The 15,446-nt window shown below is 66.9% G+C and carries 18 protein-coding genes and 1 pseudogene; 10 read left to right on the forward strand and 9 right to left on the reverse strand.

Features of this window, described 5'->3' with window-relative positions:
- The 5 genes and pseudogenes from EPO41_RS05920 to EPO41_RS05940 all read left to right on the forward strand — a co-directional run.
- Positions 1–121, forward strand: a pseudogene (locus tag EPO41_RS05920) (amino acid ABC transporter substrate-binding protein); the annotation flags it as partial.
- A gap of 131 nt (positions 122–252) precedes the next feature.
- The gene (locus tag EPO41_RS05925; RefSeq protein ID WP_296321795.1) at positions 253–1,443 is read left to right on the forward strand and encodes an amino acid ABC transporter permease; all 1,191 of its coding nucleotides are present in this window, start codon (positions 253–255) and stop codon (positions 1,441–1,443) included.
- Between the two features lie 2 nt (positions 1,444–1,445).
- Entirely contained in the window at positions 1,446–2,726 is a 1,281-nt protein-coding gene (locus EPO41_RS05930) for an amino acid ABC transporter permease (protein ID WP_296321797.1), read from the forward strand.
- Between the two features lie 20 nt (positions 2,727–2,746).
- Positions 2,747–3,517, forward strand: a complete 771-nt coding sequence (locus EPO41_RS05935; RefSeq protein WP_296321799.1) for an amino acid ABC transporter ATP-binding protein — start codon at positions 2,747–2,749, stop codon at positions 3,515–3,517.
- A 115-nt stretch (positions 3,518–3,632) separates the two neighbouring features.
- Entirely contained in the window at positions 3,633–3,923 is a 291-nt protein-coding gene (locus tag EPO41_RS05940; RefSeq protein ID WP_296321800.1) for a hypothetical protein, read from the forward strand.
- On the opposite strand, the gene EPO41_RS05945 is transcribed toward EPO41_RS05940, so the two are convergent.
- From EPO41_RS05945 to EPO41_RS05970, 6 genes are read right to left on the reverse strand one after another with little or no spacing between them, the layout of a single operon-like run.
- On the reverse strand, positions 3,920–5,023 hold the full coding sequence (locus tag EPO41_RS05945; RefSeq protein ID WP_296321802.1) for a DegT/DnrJ/EryC1/StrS family aminotransferase: 1,104 nt from the start codon (positions 5,021–5,023) through the stop codon (positions 3,920–3,922). The two genes, EPO41_RS05940 and EPO41_RS05945, sit on opposite strands and share 4 nt — an antisense overlap.
- Complete coding sequence (locus EPO41_RS05950; RefSeq protein WP_296321803.1) at positions 5,020–5,463, reverse strand: FdtA/QdtA family cupin domain-containing protein; 444 nt, start codon at positions 5,461–5,463, stop codon at positions 5,020–5,022. The genes EPO41_RS05945 and EPO41_RS05950 overlap by 4 nt, the downstream gene beginning before the upstream one ends.
- A gap of 13 nt (positions 5,464–5,476) precedes the next feature.
- The gene (locus EPO41_RS05955) at positions 5,477–6,436 is read right to left on the reverse strand and encodes a DMT family transporter (protein ID WP_296321805.1); all 960 of its coding nucleotides are present in this window, start codon (positions 6,434–6,436) and stop codon (positions 5,477–5,479) included.
- The gene (locus tag EPO41_RS05960) at positions 6,433–7,353 is read right to left on the reverse strand and encodes a DMT family transporter (RefSeq protein WP_296321807.1); all 921 of its coding nucleotides are present in this window, start codon (positions 7,351–7,353) and stop codon (positions 6,433–6,435) included. The genes EPO41_RS05955 and EPO41_RS05960 overlap by 4 nt, the downstream gene beginning before the upstream one ends.
- Before the next feature lie 12 nt (positions 7,354–7,365).
- The gene (locus EPO41_RS05965; protein ID WP_296321810.1) at positions 7,366–7,740 is read right to left on the reverse strand and encodes a dihydroneopterin aldolase; all 375 of its coding nucleotides are present in this window, start codon (positions 7,738–7,740) and stop codon (positions 7,366–7,368) included.
- Positions 7,737–8,498 (reverse strand): SDR family oxidoreductase, encoded by a 762-nt coding sequence (locus EPO41_RS05970; RefSeq protein ID WP_296321813.1) that lies wholly within the window; start codon positions 8,496–8,498, stop codon positions 7,737–7,739. Before EPO41_RS05970 ends, EPO41_RS05965 begins: the two co-directional genes overlap by 4 nt.
- A 54-nt stretch (positions 8,499–8,552) precedes the next feature.
- Between EPO41_RS05970 and EPO41_RS05975 the strand changes: the two genes are divergently transcribed.
- From EPO41_RS05975 to EPO41_RS05985, 3 genes are all read left to right on the forward strand, one after another.
- Positions 8,553–9,674, forward strand: coding sequence for an NAD(P)/FAD-dependent oxidoreductase (locus tag EPO41_RS05975; protein WP_296321816.1), 1,122 nt, complete (start codon positions 8,553–8,555; stop codon positions 9,672–9,674).
- A complete protein-coding gene (locus EPO41_RS05980) occupies positions 9,671–10,501 on the forward strand; it encodes an alpha/beta hydrolase (protein WP_296321819.1) in 831 nt (276 codons plus the stop codon). The genes EPO41_RS05975 and EPO41_RS05980 overlap by 4 nt, the downstream gene beginning before the upstream one ends.
- A 101-nt stretch (positions 10,502–10,602) precedes the next feature.
- Positions 10,603–11,577 carry a nitronate monooxygenase gene (locus tag EPO41_RS05985; RefSeq protein WP_296321822.1) on the forward strand — a complete coding sequence of 325 codons (975 nt, stop codon included), beginning with the start codon at positions 10,603–10,605 and terminating at the stop codon, positions 11,575–11,577.
- 128 nt (positions 11,578–11,705) lie between these two features.
- Here the strand turns inward: EPO41_RS05985 and EPO41_RS05990 are convergent, their stop codons facing one another.
- Complete coding sequence (locus EPO41_RS05990) at positions 11,706–12,098, reverse strand: hypothetical protein (RefSeq protein ID WP_296321825.1); 393 nt, start codon at positions 12,096–12,098, stop codon at positions 11,706–11,708.
- A gap of 6 nt (positions 12,099–12,104) precedes the next feature.
- Entirely contained in the window at positions 12,105–12,902 is a 798-nt protein-coding gene (locus EPO41_RS05995; protein ID WP_296321828.1) for an alpha/beta hydrolase, read from the reverse strand.
- Positions 12,903–13,013: 111 nt separating this feature from the next.
- Here EPO41_RS05995 and EPO41_RS06000 point away from each other — a divergent pair, with 111 nt between their 5' ends.
- Together EPO41_RS06000 and EPO41_RS06005 are read left to right on the forward strand one after the other, a co-directional pair.
- Complete coding sequence (locus EPO41_RS06000) at positions 13,014–13,466, forward strand: MarR family transcriptional regulator (RefSeq protein ID WP_296321831.1); 453 nt, start codon at positions 13,014–13,016, stop codon at positions 13,464–13,466.
- Positions 13,463–14,698 carry an MFS transporter gene (locus EPO41_RS06005; protein ID WP_296321834.1) on the forward strand — a complete coding sequence of 412 codons (1,236 nt, stop codon included), beginning with the start codon at positions 13,463–13,465 and terminating at the stop codon, positions 14,696–14,698. Before EPO41_RS06000 ends, EPO41_RS06005 begins: the two co-directional genes overlap by 4 nt.
- Here EPO41_RS06005 and EPO41_RS06010 read toward each other — a convergent pair.
- A complete protein-coding gene (locus EPO41_RS06010; protein ID WP_296321836.1) occupies positions 14,659–15,408 on the reverse strand; it encodes a VOC family protein in 750 nt (249 codons plus the stop codon). The genes EPO41_RS06005 and EPO41_RS06010 overlap by 40 nt on opposite strands.
- Positions 15,409–15,446 lie beyond the last annotated feature (38 nt).

Below are 15,446 nucleotides of genomic sequence, written 5' to 3' on the forward strand. Positions count from 1 at the left end.
CGGGAACTACGGCGAGGTCTTCGACCGCAACGTCGGCATGGGCTCGCCGCTCAAGATCGCCCGCGGCCAGAACGCTCTGTGGACCCAGGGCGGCCTGCAGTACGCACCGCCGATCCGCTAGTGGGTGCGACGGGAGACAGAGGATGGCGGGATTTGCCCGGTTGCACCCGGGTAATTCCCACCTACACTGAGGGCAATATCGGGCAAACAAGGCCCGCGCGGACAATCCGCAACGGGCAGGGGGAATAGCGTATGGCAGTCGAGACTCTCGGCTCTGCGCCACAGGTGAAAGTGGCTCCATGGAACGACCCGGTCATTCGCGGCTGGGTGTTCCAGATCGTCGTGGTCGGTCTCGTCGGCTTCCTTGCCTGGTACCTGGTCAGCAACACGATCGACAATCTGCAGCGCCAGAAGATCGCCAGCGGCTTCCATTATCTCGAGCGGGAAGCGGGCTTCGAGATCGGCGACACGATGATCGAGTACTCGCCGGCGAGCACTTACGCCCGCGCGATCTGGGTCGGCATCCTCAACACGCTGCGCGTCGCCGTCCTCGGCATCCTGCTGAGCACCATCCTCGGCACCCTGGTCGGCGTCGGCCGGCTCTCGCCCAACTGGCTGCTCAGCCGGATCTGCGCCTGGTATGTCGAGGCCTTCCGCAACGTGCCGCTGCTGCTGTGGCTGTTCCTCTTCTACAAGCTGATCAGCGAGGCCTTTCCCGGTCCGCGGCAGGCGATCTCGCTGCTGTGGAACAGCGTGTTCCTCAGCAATCGCGGCGTCTATTTCCCGGTGCCGATGGCTGATCCGATCCACGCATGGATGGGCGTAGCGTTCCTGGTCGGCGTCGCCGGCGCCTGGCTCCTCAATCGGTGGGCCAAGAAGCGCCAGGAGACCACGGGCCAACCGTTTCCGATCATCTCCACCGGCCTCGGCATCGTCATCGGTCTCCCCGCCCTCGTCTGGCTGGCCGGCGGCGCGCCGCACCACATGAGCTGGCCGGAGCTGAAAGGGTTCAACTTCGCGGGCGGCACGGTCATCCAGCCGGAGTTCACCGCGCTTCTGGTTGGCCTCGTGCTCTACACCTCGGCCTTCGTGGCCGAGATCGTGCGCTCCGGCATCCTGGCCCTCCACAAGGGGCAGAGCGAGGCTGCGGCGGCACTCGGCCTGTCGCGCGGCCAGTCGATGCGTCTGGTGCTGCTGCCGCAGGCGCTGCGGGTCATCGTGCCGCCGATGACCAGCCAGTATCTCAACATCACCAAGAACAGCTCGCTGGCCATCGCGATCGGCTATCCGGACCTGGTCGCCTCGGTCAACGTGACCATCAACCAGACCGGCCAGGCGATCGAGAACATCCTGATCATCATGGCCGCCTACCTGTCGGTCAGCCTGTCGATCTCGGCGTTCATGAACTGGTACAACAAACGCATCGCCCTGAGGGAGCGCTGAGCATGACCGACGCCATGCCCGTCGGCGACCGCAAGCCGCTCGCCCCTCCCGTCGATGAGACCGGCCCGCTCGGCTGGGCCCGCAAGAACCTGTTCTCGAGCTGGGGCAACGGCATCACCACGGTCGTGCTGGTCGCGGCCGTCGTCTGGATCGCCTCCTGGTTCCTGGAATGGGCCCTGTTCACCGCCAACTTCACCGCCGCGACCGGCGCCGAATGCCGCGGCGGCGGCGCCTGCTGGGCGCTGATCCGCGAGAAGTTCCGCTACATCTTCTTCGGCTCCTTCCCCTACGAGCAGCACTGGCGGCCGCTCTTCGCCGTCATCACCATGCTGGCGATGCTGGTGCTGAGCGCCGACCGGCGCATGTGGAACTGGCGCCTGCTCGTGATCTGGGGCGTCGGCTCGTTCGTCACCTTCCTGCTGATGTTCGGCCAGATCCACATTCCGCTCAGCCTCATCCTGTTCGTGGCGCTGGCGGGCGGCGGTATCGGCCTCACGCTGCGCAGCGCCCTCGCGGCGCCGTCCGAGCGGATGGGCTACTACGCCCTGGTCGGCATCGGTGCCGTCGGCCTCGTCCTGCGCATCCTGGGCGTATTGCCGAGCTGGAGCATCGCCATCGCGCCGCTCAGCTACGTCGAGACCAGCCTGTGGGGCGGCCTGCCGGTGACCTTGATCCTGGCGACCTATGGCCTGGCCTTCGCCTTCCCCTACGGCGTCCTGCTGGCGCTGGGGCGGCGGTCCAACCTGCCGCTGATCAAGGGCCTGTGCGTCGGCTTCATCGAGCTGATCCGCGGCGTGCCGCTGATCAGCCTGCTGATCATGGCGTCAGTCATGCTGCCGCTGTTCCTGCCCTCGGGGACGACGATCGACAAGTTCCTGCGCGCCCAGGTCGCCGTCATCCTGTTCGCCGGCGCCTACATCGCCGAGGTCATCCGCGGCGGCCTGCAATCGCTGCCCAAGGGGCAGTTCGAGGCTGCCGACGCGATGGGTCTCAACTACCCGCAGAAGACGCTGCTGATCATCCTGCCGCAGGCGCTGAGGGTGGTGATCCCGCCGCTCATCAACACCTTCATCGGCTTCTTCAAGGACACGTCGCTGGTGCTGATCATCGGCATCTTCGACTTCCTGAACACCGCCAACCAGGCGCTGGTCGATCCCAACTGGGCGGGCTTCCCCGGCGAGGTCTACCTGTTCGCCGCCTTCGTCTACTTCATCTTCTGTTTCTCGATGTCGCGGTACAGCAAGTACCTCGAGTTCGAGCTCAACAAGGGTACGCGCCGCTAGGCGCCGTCAGGGAGCAACACATGGCCGCAACCGCGCGCGATCTCTCGAAGGTCGAATCGGTGATCCAGCTCAAGGGCGTCAACAAGTGGTACGGGCAGTTCCACGTACTGTCCGATATCAATCTCGACGTGAAGGAAGGCGAGAAGATCGTCATCTGCGGACCGTCGGGATCGGGCAAGTCGACGCTGATCCGCTGCATCAACCGCCTGGAGGAGCATCAGCGCGGAGACATCGTGGTGCACGGCGTCACGCTCTCCAACGACGTCAAGAACATCGAGGCGATCCGCCGCGAAGTTGGCATGGTGTTCCAGTCGTTCAACCTCTTCCCGCACCTCACCATCCTCGACAACCTCACCCTGGCGCCGATCTGGGTGAAGAAGATGCCGAAGAAGGACGCCGAGGAAATCGCCATGAGCCTGCTGAAACGGGTCCGCATTCCCGAGCAGGCGCTGAAGTATCCCGGCCAGCTCTCGGGCGGCCAGCAGCAGCGTGTGGCGATCGCCCGTGCGCTCTGCATGCGCCCCAAGATCATGCTGTTCGACGAGCCGACCTCGGCGCTCGACCCCGAGATGGTGAAGGAAGTTCTCGACGTCATGATCGAGCTGGCGCGCGAGGGCATGACCATGCTCTGCGTCACCCACGAGATGGGCTTCGCCCGCGCCGTCGCGGACCGGGTGATCTTCATGGACCGCGGCGAGATCGTCGAACAGAACGAGCCGGAGGCGTTCTTCGCCAATCCCCGGAACGAGCGCACCAAGCTGTTCCTGGGCCAGATCCTGCACAATCACTAATCGACCGCGGTCGATCCCGCTGGCGTAATTGTGGCGAGTTGAGGGTTGCACCGAACGGGCTGCAACCCTTCAGCCTCTTCTTGTGTTGAATCCGTCGACATCAAAGGAGAGCGCCATGCGAGTCACTGGCATCATCGCGGCGGCCCTGATGGCCGCGAGCGTCGCCGGCTGTGCGTCGGAATCCTATTACGGCCCGAGCAGCAGCTATCCCTATCGTTCGCAGGCCTACGCGCCAGGCTATACGACGACCTATTATTCGTCGCCGGCCTACTATCCTCCGCCGGCCTATCGGACGACGACCTATCAGTACAGCTACAACCAGCCGACCTATTCCCAGCGCGGCTATGACGGCTACTGGGACTATCAGCGCAACTATCGCGGCATCCACGCCGCGCCGGAGCTCTAGGCGGCGAGCGTCTGCCGGATCACGGCACAGACTTCGTCCACCGACTCCAGCGGCATGTGTGGCCCCATCGGCAGGCTGAGCACGGTCTCGGCCAGCTTCTCGGCGAGGGGATAAGTGCCCTTGCCCTGGCCGAGTTCGGCATAGGCTTCCTGGAGGTGCGGCGGGATCGGATAGTGGATGAGCGAGCCTATTCCGGCCGTTTCCAGCGCTTTGATCACGTCGGCACGCCGGTTCGTCCGCACGACGTACAGGTGCCAGACCGGGTCGGCCCATTGCGGCACGTTGGGCAAGGCGAGGCTCCTGATGTCGGCCAGCCTGTCGTCATAGCGCGCCGCAACGGTCCTGCGGCGATCGTTCCATTCGTCGAGCTTGGCGAGCCTTACGCGCAGGAAGGCCGCCTGCAGCTCGTCGAGCCGCGAGTTCAGCCCCTTTTCCAGGTTCACGTACTTCACACGGCTGCCGTAGTTGCGCAGCACGCGAAGCCGTTCGACGAGCTTCGGATCGTCGGTCGTCACGGCACCGCCGTCGCCGAAGGCGCCGATGTTCTTGCTGGGAAAGAAGCTGTGGGCGCCCGCATTTCCCAGCGAGCCGGTACGGCGGCCGCGGACCCTGGCGCCCTGCGCCTGCGCGACGTCCTCGACCACCTTCAGCCCATGCTTGGCGGCGAGCGCCATGATGGCGTCCATGTCGGCCGGCTGGCCATAGAGATGAACCGGCATGATCGCCCGGGTGCGCGGCGTCAGCGCCGCCGCGATGCGGTCGGGATCGATGTTCGGCCCGCCGGGAGTCGGCTCGACCGGCACCACCCTGGCGCCGACCGCCGTGACCGCCAGCCAGGTCGCGATATAGGTGTTCGACGGCACGATGACTTCGTCGCCGGCGCCGATGTCCCAGGCGCGCAAGGCAAACTCGAGCGCCTCCAGCCCGTTGCCCAGGCCGACGCAGTGCTTCGTCCCGCAGAAGGCCGCGTATTCGCTCTCGAAGGCCTCGACTTCCTTGCCGAGCACGAACCAGCCGGATTCCATCACGCGCGCATAGGCGGCATCGAGCTCGGGCTTCAGCTCGGTGTAGACCGACTTCATGTCGAGGAAGGGGATCATGCGCCCCTCGCCGCCGCAGCCTCGCGCTTGAAGGCTTCGTAGTCGCGCAGATACTCGCTCTCGTCGTACAGGGTCGAGGCGATGACGAGGATCACCGTCTGCGGCGCGAAGTGGTCGAGCTCGTGCCAGACCATCGGCCCGATGTGCAGCGCACGTCCCGGATCGTTCAGGACGACGGTCTCCTTCGCCCTGCCGTCGTCCAGATGCACCTGGCAGGACCCGTTCATCACCAGGGTCACCAGGTGGGACTCGCGGTGCCCGTGCCGGCCGCGCCACTGGTCGGGGGCGATGTCGTGCAGCCAGAACAGGCGCCGGACGGTGAAGCCCAGCTGATGATCGAACTCCAGGAAGTTGAGCTTGCCACGGACGTCGCCCCTTCCGGGGACGGAGAGCCAGCGGCAATTGGACACTTTGAGCTGAGGGAGAGACATGTCGGGCATGGCAGAGCCTGTCTTATCGTTTTGTCGTTTGTAGCTTTCGCCATTGCATGTAGACGACGCCACTCAGGGCGACGAGCCCACCGGCGATCTGGTAGGCGTTGGGGATGAAGCCATAGGTCATTGACCATAATACGGCGAAAAACGGAACGAGATTGACCCAGAGTGACGCAATTGCAACCCCCAGCCGGCTCGCTCCGACGTTCCACAGATAGGCGCCCATGCCGCTCGCGAAGACGGCCACGAGTAGGAGCTGGCTCCATATCCAGGCGTCGGTCACCGCGAACGGCGAGTGCGCCCAGCCCAACCCGATCAGCACCAGACTGAGCGCCGCCATCCAGCCCATCGCGGACAACGACGCGACATAGGCCCGGTGGAGCTGGCTCGCCCGGTCGAACCAGGCCTGCGCCTTCAGGCTGTAGACCGTCCAGAGGGCGTTGGAGAGCAGCACGATGATCTCGCCACCGCCCAGGGTCAGCGCACCCCGGCCGAACAGGCTGCCGGCGGCCAGGATGGCGCCTCCCGTCAGGGTCAGCGCCAGCGCGACTCCAAACCCGGGATCGAATCGAGCGCCGGTAACGAGGCGCACGGTCACCGCCGCGACCAGCGGCCCCGCCACCTGGACGGCCGCCGCCGAGATCGGATTGCTGAACCGGATGCCGATCAGGAAGATCGTGAAGAACCCGCTCATCATCAGGCCGATCAGCAGGAAGCGCTTCAAGCCGATCTCGATCCGAAGGCCGCGGACGCCCTCCGCCAGGACCAGCAGCACGCCCAGCGTCGCCACGGCCGCGATCGTGCGGATGGTCAGCATGGGCACGACGTCGAAGTGCTGGAGCATGACCTTGGAGACGGGCACGTTGGCGCCCCAGCTCACGCCCACGAACAGCATCGCCGCAAAGGCGCCCAGCATGTGGTGCCGGCCGTGCCCGATCGTCGGAGCCGTCGTCGAAGCCGTCCTCGGGCCCTTCGTCATCGCCGCGCCGCCCGGGTTTGCCGGATCTGAAGCTGGGCGATGCCCGCCAGGACGATGAAGCCGCCCGCGACCTGGAGCCAGCTCGGTTCGCGCCCCATCAGGGCCGCAAGGCCGATCGCGAAGACGGGCGCCGAGTTGGCGAACAGCGAGGCGACCGGTACGCCGACCAGCGACACGCCGGTGTTCCACAGCAGCACGGCCACCGCGACACCGAGAACGCCGATCCAGGCGACCATGCCCCACTCGACGGGCGTCGGCGGCCGCGTCGGCCAGGCGATGCCGCCCAGCGCCCAGACCACGGCGCAGACCATGCCCAGCAGCACGCTGGCCACCGTCGAGGTGAGCGCCGACAGGGCGATCTGGCCGCGGTCGGCCAACCATTGCTGGGCGCGGATCGAGTACCAGCTCCAGCAGAGCTGGGCGATCACCAGCAGCCCCTCGCCCCCTTCCAGTCCGAAGGAGCCTGCCGCGCGGCCCGGCGTGCCCACCACGACGACGATGCCTCCGGCAACGACCAGCACCAGCGTGATCCCGAAACCCGGCGGCGTGATGGAGCCCAGCATGGCGCGCGCCAGCAGCGTCGCCCAGATCGGACCGCACATCAGCACGATCGCCGCGGTCGCCGGATGGGCATGCGCCACGCCGAACGTGTAGAGCACCGAGAAGGCCGTCATGGCCGTCCCGAGCTTCATCAGCCTTCGCCAGTCGAGCGGTCGCGGCGCGGCCACGGGCCGGGCGCTCAGCAGCACGGCCAGCCACAGCACGGGCAGCCCCAGGATGTAGCGCGACCAGGACAGCAGCCAGTTGTCGTAGTGCTCGGCCAGCGCCGCGAGCACCGGGATCATCGATCCCCAGATCAGGGCGGCGAGCAGCAGCACCAGGGAGGCGCGCCGCAGCGCGCCGACGGACGGAGACATCAGGTTTGCCGCTCAGCCCGCGGCGCGACGGCGGACCGCCTCGTAGCCGACGCGGCAATCCTTGTAGACGTCGGGCTTTTCGGTCGAGACGCGTGCCTCGACGACCTGCGGCTGCGCCAGACACAGATCGAGGATGCCCTCGACCAGCGTCTCCTGGAGATTAAAGTGACGACTGCCGGCGAGGGCCACGATGCCATCGTGGATGATGTCGTAGTTCAGAACATTGGCGATGCTGTCGCCGTGCGCACGGTCGGGGTCCGCCAGGAGCAGCTCGACGTTGATCACCACGGCCTGCGGCTTGGCCAGCTCGAAGTCGTAGATGCCGATCGACACCGGGAGCCGCATGTCGCGGATGAAGATGCGGCGCTCGGAGGTGACCATGCTCATTTCTTCTTCTTCAGGTCGAAGGCGATGTCGCGCGGCCGGCCGGTCAGGTGTTCGCCACTGTCGACGACGAGCGTATCGCCGGTATAGCTCGGCGTGGCCACGATGAAGCGCAGCGCACGGACGAGATCGTCGACCGTCACACCCACCCCGAGCGGATTGGCGGCATGCTGCTCGGCAAAGCGCGCGTCCGTCTGGCTGCCGCTGCGCAGGGTGAGGCCCGGCGCGATGCCCGCCACCCGCAGGCGCGGCGCAAAGGATTGCGCCAGCAAGGTCGTCAGCCCCTGCAGGCCGATCTTGGAGAGCGTGTAGGTGAGGAAGTCGGGATTGAGATTGAAGAGCTTCTGGTCGAGCACGTTCACGACCAGGCCGGTTTCGTCCGCGGGCAGCTGCCGCGCCAGCGCTTGCGACAGCAGCAGCGGCGCCCGCAGGTTGATCGCCATGTGCAGGTCGAAGTCGGCCGCCGTCGCGGTGGGCGCGCGATCGAGCTTGAACAGCGAGGCGCTGTTGACCAGGCAGGTGAGCCGCACGCCACGGGCCCGGCATTTGCCGACCAGCGCCTCGGCCTGCCGTGCGGAAGCGAGATCCGCGCGCACCGCAGCGGCCTTGCCGCCGGCCTTGCGGATCGTCGCCACGGTCTCGCGGGCGCCCGCCGCCGAACGGTTGTGATGCACGAAGACGAAAAAGCCGTCGGCGGCCAGCGCCATTGCCAGCGCGCGCCCGATCCGTACGCCCGCCCCCGTGACCAACGCACCTTTCATGATGCGACACCCGCCCTTGGTGACTGAAGAAGGCGGCGGTTCTAGCATGCGACCATGAATTCGTCCCCGTTCGAAACCGTCGACTGCGTTGTCATTGGCGCAGGTGTCGTAGGCCTTGCCGTCGCCCGTGCGCTTGCCCTTGCAGGCCGTGAGGTCATCGTCGTGGAGGCCGCCGACGCCATCGGCACCGAAACGAGCTCGCGCAACTCCGAGGTCATCCACGCCGGCATCTACTACCCGAAGGGCAGCCTGATGGCGCGCTCCTGCGTCGCCGGCCGGCGCATGCTCTACGCCTATTGCGGGGACCACGGCGTGCCGCATCTCAATTGCGGCAAGCTGATCGTGGCGACCAACGAAGCCGAGAGCGGGAAGCTCGCCGAGATCAAGGGCCGTGCGGAAGCCAACGGCGTCGAGGGCATGCGCTTCCTGAGCGCCGCCGAGGCGATGGCGATGGAGCCGAACCTGCAATGCACGGCGGCCCTGTTCTCGCCCAGCACCGGCATCGTCGACAGCCATTCCTACATGCTTGCCCTCCAGGGCGATGCCGAGAGCCACGGCGCGATGTTCGCCTTCAACAGTCCGGTGAAGCAGGGCCGCGTCGTCGACGGCGGCGTCGAGATCGAGGTCGGTGGAACCGAACCGATGAACCTGCGTTGCCGCCTCTTGATCAACGCGGCCGGCCTGCACGCGCCGACCCTCGCGAAAAAGATCGCCGGCATGCCATCCGGGCACATCCCGACCGCGTACTACGCCAAAGGAAACTACTTCACCTTGACCGGCCGCTCGCCCTTCTCCCGCCTCATCTACCCGGTTCCCGTGCCGGGCGGCCTCGGTGTGCACATCACCGTCGACATGGGCGGCCAAGCGAAGTTCGGCCCAGACGTCGAATGGATCGACGGCATCGACTACACGGTCGATCCGCATCGTGCCGACAAGTTCTATGCCGCGGTGCGCAAGTACTGGCCCGGGCTGAAGGACGGCGCGCTCCAGCCGGGCTATGCCGGCATCCGTCCCAAGATCGTGCCGCAGGGCGCGCCGGCGCAGGATTTCACCATCACGGGGCCGGCCGACCATGGCGTCCAAGGCCTCATCAACCTGTTCGGTATCGAATCGCCCGGCCTCACCGCCTCGCTGGCGCTGGCCGACCAGGTGCGCGACCTCGCCTCGACGGCATGACGCTGGCGCGCCGAGGCCTCATCGCCAGCGTCCTCGGCCTGCTCGGCGGCTGCTCTCCCGCGGCGCTCCTCAACACGACCGTCTCGCGCTCGGGCTACAGGCTCGAGGCCGACATTCCCTACGGCAACCTTCCGCGCCAGAAGCTCGACGTCTACACGCCCGAGCAACCACGCGCCGATGCCAAGTCGGTGATCTTCTTCTACGGCGGCTCCTGGGATTCGGGCGCCAAGGGCGACTACCTCTTCGTCGGGCAGGCGCTGGCGGCGCTGGGCATCACCACCATCATCCCCGACTACCGCGTCTATCCCGAGGTGCGCTATCCGGCGTTCCTCGACGACGGCGCCGCCGCGACCGCCTGGGCGGCCAACAAGGTCGGCACGGAGAAGCTGTTCGTCGCGGGGCATTCCGCGGGCGCCTACATCGCGATCATGATGGTCGCCAACACGCCCTATCTCGCGGCCGCCGGCGTCGACCGCATGAAGCTGCCGGGCGGGATCGGCATCGCCGGCCCCTACGATTTCCTGCCCCTCACCTCGCGGCGCCTGCAGGAGATCTTCGGCGGGCCGAACCGTCGCGAGACGCAGCCCATCGAATATGCGCGCGCACCGCTGCCACCGCTCCTGCTGCTGCACGGCACGGCCGACACCACGGTGAAGCCCTTCAACAGCGAACGCCTGGCGGCGGCATGGCGCAAGGCCGGCGCGAGAGCGGAACTGAAGCTGTATCCCGAGGTCGACCATATCGACATCGTCGGCTCCTTTTCGGCGCTGCTGCGCAAGCGCGCCCCGACCCTCGACGACACGATTTCCTTCATCGACCGCATGTGATCCGCAGGGCGGACGGCATGTCCACGGTGCGAGCCGTGGGCTGGCCCCCGGCGTTCCGGTTCGCTAATGCTTGGGGAACTTACCCAGGGGGAAAAGTCCATATGATCAAGACGCGCTTCACCGAGATGTTCGGCATCAAGCACCCGATCGTGCAGGGCGGCATGCAGTGGGTCGGCCGCGCCGAACTCGCCTCGGCCGTGTCGAACGCCGGCGCCCTCGGCATCCTCACCGGCCTCACGCAGCCGACGCCCGAGGATCTGCGCAAGGAGATCAAGCGCTGCCGCGAGATGACCGACCAGCCGTTCGGCGTGAACCTCACCATCCTGCCGACGCTCGTGCCGCGCCCCTATGGCGAGTACATCGACGCCATCATCGATTCCGGCATCAAGATCGTCGAGACCGCCGGCAACAATCCCAAGCCCTTCCTGCCCAAGCTCAAGGAAGCCGGCGTCAAGGTGATCCACAAGTGCACGGCGGTCCGTCACGGCCTCTCGGCCGAGAAGGCCGGCGTCGATGCGATCTCGATGGACGGTTTCGAGTGCGCCGGCCACCCGGGCGAGGACGACGTGCCGAACCTCGTGCTGCTGCCGGCCGCTGCCAACGTCATCAAGATCCCGATGATCGCCTCGGGCGGGTTCGCCGACGCGCGCGGCCTGGTGGCGGCACTGGCGCTGGGCTGCGAGGGCATCAACATGGGCACGCGGTTCATGGCCACCAAGGAAGCGCCGATCCACCAGAACGTGAAGGAGAAGATCGTCGCCTCCGACGAGCGCAGTACCGCGCTGATCCTCCGCACCATGCGCAACACCAGCCGCGTCTACGGCAACAGCATCGCCAAGAAGACGATCGAGATGGAAGGCGAGGGCAAGACGATCCAGGAGATCGGCCCGATCGTCGCCGGCGCCAAGGGCAAGGTCGTCTACGAAACCGGCGACATGGAACACGGCATCTGGTCGGCCGGCACCTGCATGGGCCTGATCAACGACATCCCGTCCTGCAAGGAGCTGGTCGAGCGCATCGTCGGCGAGGCCGAGGAGATGATCCGCGGCCGTCTCGCCAAGGCGCTCGCGGCTTAGGATCGGGACCGCACTCAAGGGAGCGCGCAACTCCAGTTGCGCTCTTTCCTTGCTGGCTCAAGACAAGCTTGAGCGCCACTGGAGTGGCGCGCTCCAATGAGACGACCTTGGGTGATTGCTGTATTGCCCTAGCGCGGTCGGGCGCGATGGCGCTTCCAGCCGCGCCAGGCCACGCCGCCGAGGGGCGGCAGGAAACACAAGCTCGCGGCGACGATCGCCATCGCTGCCGCGATGCAGTTCCAGCCGCGGCGCAGGCCCACCACGCACTCCCAGTCGAGGGCCATGAAGACCAGCGACACCAGCAGGATCGGGTTGGCGAGCAGCGCCACCAGATAGAGCCGCCATGCCGGCGCCTCGACGCCGGGCTTCCACTGGCACACGAACGAACTCACGACCGCTCCCGCCAGCAGGCCGAGGGCGAAGTAGAGCGATGCCCGGACATCGAGGAAGGCCCCTGCGCCCGCTCCCACCAGGACGGCGGAGACGAGATGACCCATCACGAACGGCTTGATACGCAGCATTGATCCTCAGCCGGCGATCGACCTGGCGACCGCTTCGGGATGGCTATCCAGCATGCCGTGGTTGGCGCCGGCAAGCGCGTCCATACGGGCATTGGGCAACAGCTGCACCATGCCGCGGCCGATCGCCCGCACGATCTCGGGGCTGCGGTCGCCACAGATCACGGTGACGGGCGGCGTGAAGGCGGCGAGCTGCGCCGACGTCGCGGTGTCGTTGAAGCTGCTGCGCACGTCGAGCGCGTTGCGCGGGGCGTTGGCATCGAGATAGCCGCGGACCGGATCGGGCATTCGGGCAAACGCCCCTTCGCCAAACCAGTAGTCGATCATCAGCCGCACCACGCCCGCCTCGCCCGCCACGGCACGGCCTGCGTAATCCTCGAAATGCGCCGCCGCCGGATCGAGCGCTTCCCTGTCGTCGGTGATCTGAAGCGCGCGGAAGAAGACCGGCTCGAACAGGACCAGCGCCTCGATCGTCCCGGGCGCCGCCTGTAACCCCGCCTGCATCGCGACGACACCGCCATAGGAGTGACCGGCCAGGCGGACCGGCACGCCGGCGCTTTCCGCGAGACGCGCCACCGCCGCGCCCATCAGGGCCGCGCGGCCAACCGGCGCGTCCGGCACGCCGTCGGACCCGCCATAGCCCGGCAGATCGACGGCCAGCACACGAAACCGCTCGCGAAGGTGGGGCACGACCCGGCTCCAGGATCGGCTGTCGCCGGGCGAGCCATGGGCCAGCAGGAGGGCCGGACCGTTGCCCTCCTCGCGGTAGTGCAGCTTCTTGCCGTCGGGCAATTCGAGCATGGGCATCGGGCGAATCCGTTCAAGATCGGTGAGACATGAGTCCGTGGATTGACGTGGGTGGCAAGAGCATCCTCCGGCCTTTACATGCATATACATTTTATGTATATGCATGTTACTGTGTCCCGCAAAGCACAATCCGCGAAATCCCTGCGCACTGACGCCCGTGTCGCGCTCGAAACCTGCACTGGTTGGAATCTCCGGCTGGCGGCGCGGCGCATCACCCAGTTCCTTGAGCAGCGGATGGACGGCGCCGGCCTCTCCTTCGCCCAGTTCGGCCTGATGGCCGAGATCGCTTCGGCCGACGACGACACGATCACTGCGTTGGCGACCCGCATGGGCCTCGACCAGTCGACCTTGTCGCGAACGTTGCGCACGCTCGAATCCGACGGATTGGTCGAGATCGCCATCGCCGAGGGCGACCAGCGCCGACGCATGGTGTGGCTTACGGAAAAGGGCGCGCGTCGATTGGAGGCCGCCCTCGTGTCGTGGCGACAGGCTCATGCCAAGCTGAACGAACGCATCTCGCCGAATCTGGCGCGACGCCTCGCCCTGGAGACCGAACGGCTATGACGAACGCCACCCTGCTCGACAGCCGCACCGCCTGGATCACCGCGTCCGCCGCGCTCGCCATCCTGACGCTCTGCTACGGCGCGCCGCTGGTATCGGTGGTCGCCATGAAGCCGATCGCGGCCGAGCTCGAGACCTCGCGCTCGGGCCCGGCCGGTGCCGGCTCCATGGTCTATATCGGCGCAGCCTTCGGCGGCATCGTCGCCGGATGGCTGGCCGGCAAGCTCGGCGTGCGTCGCGTCGTGATCTTCGGCGGCACCATGGTGGGCGCAGGCCTGATCCTCTCCTCGTCCGGCGGCATGCTCGAGCTTTATGCCGGGCACGGCGTGCTGATGGGCCTGTTCGGCACGGCCTGCATGTTCTCGCCGCTGATCACCTATGTGAGCCGCTGGTTCGAGCGTCGGCGGGGCGCGGCCGTGGCGCTCATCTCCTCGGGACAGGCCGTGGCCGGCGCGATCTGGCCGCCGATCCTGCAGCTCGGCGTCGATTCCTTCGGCTGGCGCTGGACGATGGTCGCGTTCGCGATCCTCACGGTCGTCACGGTGGTGGCGCTCACCCTCGTCTTCCTGCATCCGCCGCCTGAAGAGTCAGCGGCGGCGATCGCTGCGAGCGACCGGCCACAGGCGAGCGGCGACGTACTGGGCATGCCGCGCAACCGGCTGATGATCCTGCTGATGGCGGCGGTGTTCTGCTGCTGCGTGCCCATGGCGGTGCCGATGCATCACGTACCCGCTTTCTGCAGCGACCTCGGCATGACGCCGCAATATGGCGCCGCGATGCTTTCGGTGCTGCTGGGCTGCGCCTTCCTGGCGCGGCAGTTCTGGGGCTGGGTCGCCGATCGCATCGGCGGCCTGCAGACCCTGCTGTGGAGTTCGCTCGTCCAGGCGACGGGTCTGGCCGGCTTCCTGCTCACGAAGGATCAGGCCGCCCTGTTCGCCATCGCGGCCGTCTTCGGCATCGGCCTGTCGGGTCTGCTTCCCGCCTATGTCATCACCGTGCGCGAATACTATCCGGTCGAGGAAGCCAACTGGCGCATCCCCACCGTTCTCTTCGCAGGCCTTCTGGGCATGGCGACGGGCGGCTGGGGCGCCGGCTTCCTCTACGATGCCTTCGCGGGCTACCGGCCCGCCTTCGCCGTCGGGATGGCATTCAACCTCGCCAATCTCGCGGTCCTGCTATTCCTGGTCTCGCGCACTCACACGAGGTTGATGCGGCAGCCGCAGACCTCGACCTGACCGACGCCATGCCGCCGGCCGCGCTTCTCGGCCGCGGCCAGCACGCGCTCGCGATCCACGACGTTCACGTCGTAGGCCGACACGCCCGGACCACGTCCGTCGACGATCGGCACGAAGCGGATCTGCGAACCGTCGAGCCGGATGATGTTGTCGACGGCCGGCCGGTCGAGGATCCGCGACCACGAGGCGGCGGCACCGTCGGGATCGTCATGCTGGATCTCGACGCCCGCCAGGCCATTGGTGACGTCGGAGCGCGCGTGCTTCGTCCAGTCCTTCTCGGCGGGCGGCCACCACAAAGCGGGATCGACGCCCGGTGGAGCAAACGTCGTGTCGAGCGACAGCAGCACGCCATTCGTGTCCGAGGGATGGAAGTGCGTGTACTGGTATTCGGGCAGGTCCTTCTCCGCCACCGCGCGAACGCCGAGCGCGGTCACACGCTGGCGCTCTGCCGCCGCGTCGGGCACCTGCAGGATCACCATGTAGCCGCCATCACCCTTGCGGCGCTCGATGTAGCGGCCGGCCGATGTGCCCTCCTTGAAGGGAGACACGATCTCGAGGAAATCGTTGCCGGTCGGGCAGACGACGTTTGCCAGGCCCCACTTCGCGACACCGGGATCGCGATAGGCGACCTCGATGCCGAGATTGTCGCACAGCTCCTCGGTGGAACTTTCCAGGTCCTTGCAGACGAAGACGCTTTGCCTCAGTCTCATCGCTTCGCTCCCGTTCCTTGGTTGTATGGTCTATCGTA

The sequence above is a fragment of the Reyranella sp. genome (assembly GCF_004297265.1).
Taxonomy (GTDB): Bacteria; Pseudomonadota; Alphaproteobacteria; order Reyranellales; family Reyranellaceae; genus Reyranella.

Coding starts and splice junctions, on each gene's coding strand:
- EPO41_RS06005 (WP_296321834.1), top strand. CDS start 13,463: ATGACGAACGCCACCCTGCTCGACAGCCGCACCGCCTGGATCACCGCG.
- EPO41_RS05945 (WP_296321802.1), bottom strand. CDS start 5,023: ATGATCCCCTTCCTCGACATGAAGTCGGTCTACACCGAGCTGAAGCCC.
- EPO41_RS05940 (WP_296321800.1), top strand. CDS start 3,633: ATGCGAGTCACTGGCATCATCGCGGCGGCCCTGATGGCCGCGAGCGTC.
- EPO41_RS05985 (WP_296321822.1), top strand. CDS start 10,603: ATGATCAAGACGCGCTTCACCGAGATGTTCGGCATCAAGCACCCGATC.
- EPO41_RS05955 (WP_296321805.1), bottom strand. CDS start 6,436: ATGACGAAGGGCCCGAGGACGGCTTCGACGACGGCTCCGACGATCGGG.
- EPO41_RS05925 (WP_296321795.1), top strand. CDS start 253: ATGGCAGTCGAGACTCTCGGCTCTGCGCCACAGGTGAAAGTGGCTCCA.
- EPO41_RS05980 (WP_296321819.1), top strand. CDS start 9,671: ATGACGCTGGCGCGCCGAGGCCTCATCGCCAGCGTCCTCGGCCTGCTC.
- EPO41_RS05995 (WP_296321828.1), bottom strand. CDS start 12,902: ATGCCCATGCTCGAATTGCCCGACGGCAAGAAGCTGCACTACCGCGAG.
- EPO41_RS05975 (WP_296321816.1), top strand. CDS start 8,553: ATGAATTCGTCCCCGTTCGAAACCGTCGACTGCGTTGTCATTGGCGCA.
- EPO41_RS05965 (WP_296321810.1), bottom strand. CDS start 7,740: ATGAGCATGGTCACCTCCGAGCGCCGCATCTTCATCCGCGACATGCGG.
- EPO41_RS06010 (WP_296321836.1), bottom strand. CDS start 15,408: ATGAGACTGAGGCAAAGCGTCTTCGTCTGCAAGGACCTGGAAAGTTCC.
- EPO41_RS05950 (WP_296321803.1), bottom strand. CDS start 5,463: ATGCCCGACATGTCTCTCCCTCAGCTCAAAGTGTCCAATTGCCGCTGG.
- EPO41_RS05935 (WP_296321799.1), top strand. CDS start 2,747: ATGGCCGCAACCGCGCGCGATCTCTCGAAGGTCGAATCGGTGATCCAG.
- EPO41_RS05960 (WP_296321807.1), bottom strand. CDS start 7,353: ATGTCTCCGTCCGTCGGCGCGCTGCGGCGCGCCTCCCTGGTGCTGCTG.
- EPO41_RS05990 (WP_296321825.1), bottom strand. CDS start 12,098: ATGCTGCGTATCAAGCCGTTCGTGATGGGTCATCTCGTCTCCGCCGTC.
- EPO41_RS05970 (WP_296321813.1), bottom strand. CDS start 8,498: ATGAAAGGTGCGTTGGTCACGGGGGCGGGCGTACGGATCGGGCGCGCG.
- EPO41_RS05930 (WP_296321797.1), top strand. CDS start 1,446: ATGACCGACGCCATGCCCGTCGGCGACCGCAAGCCGCTCGCCCCTCCC.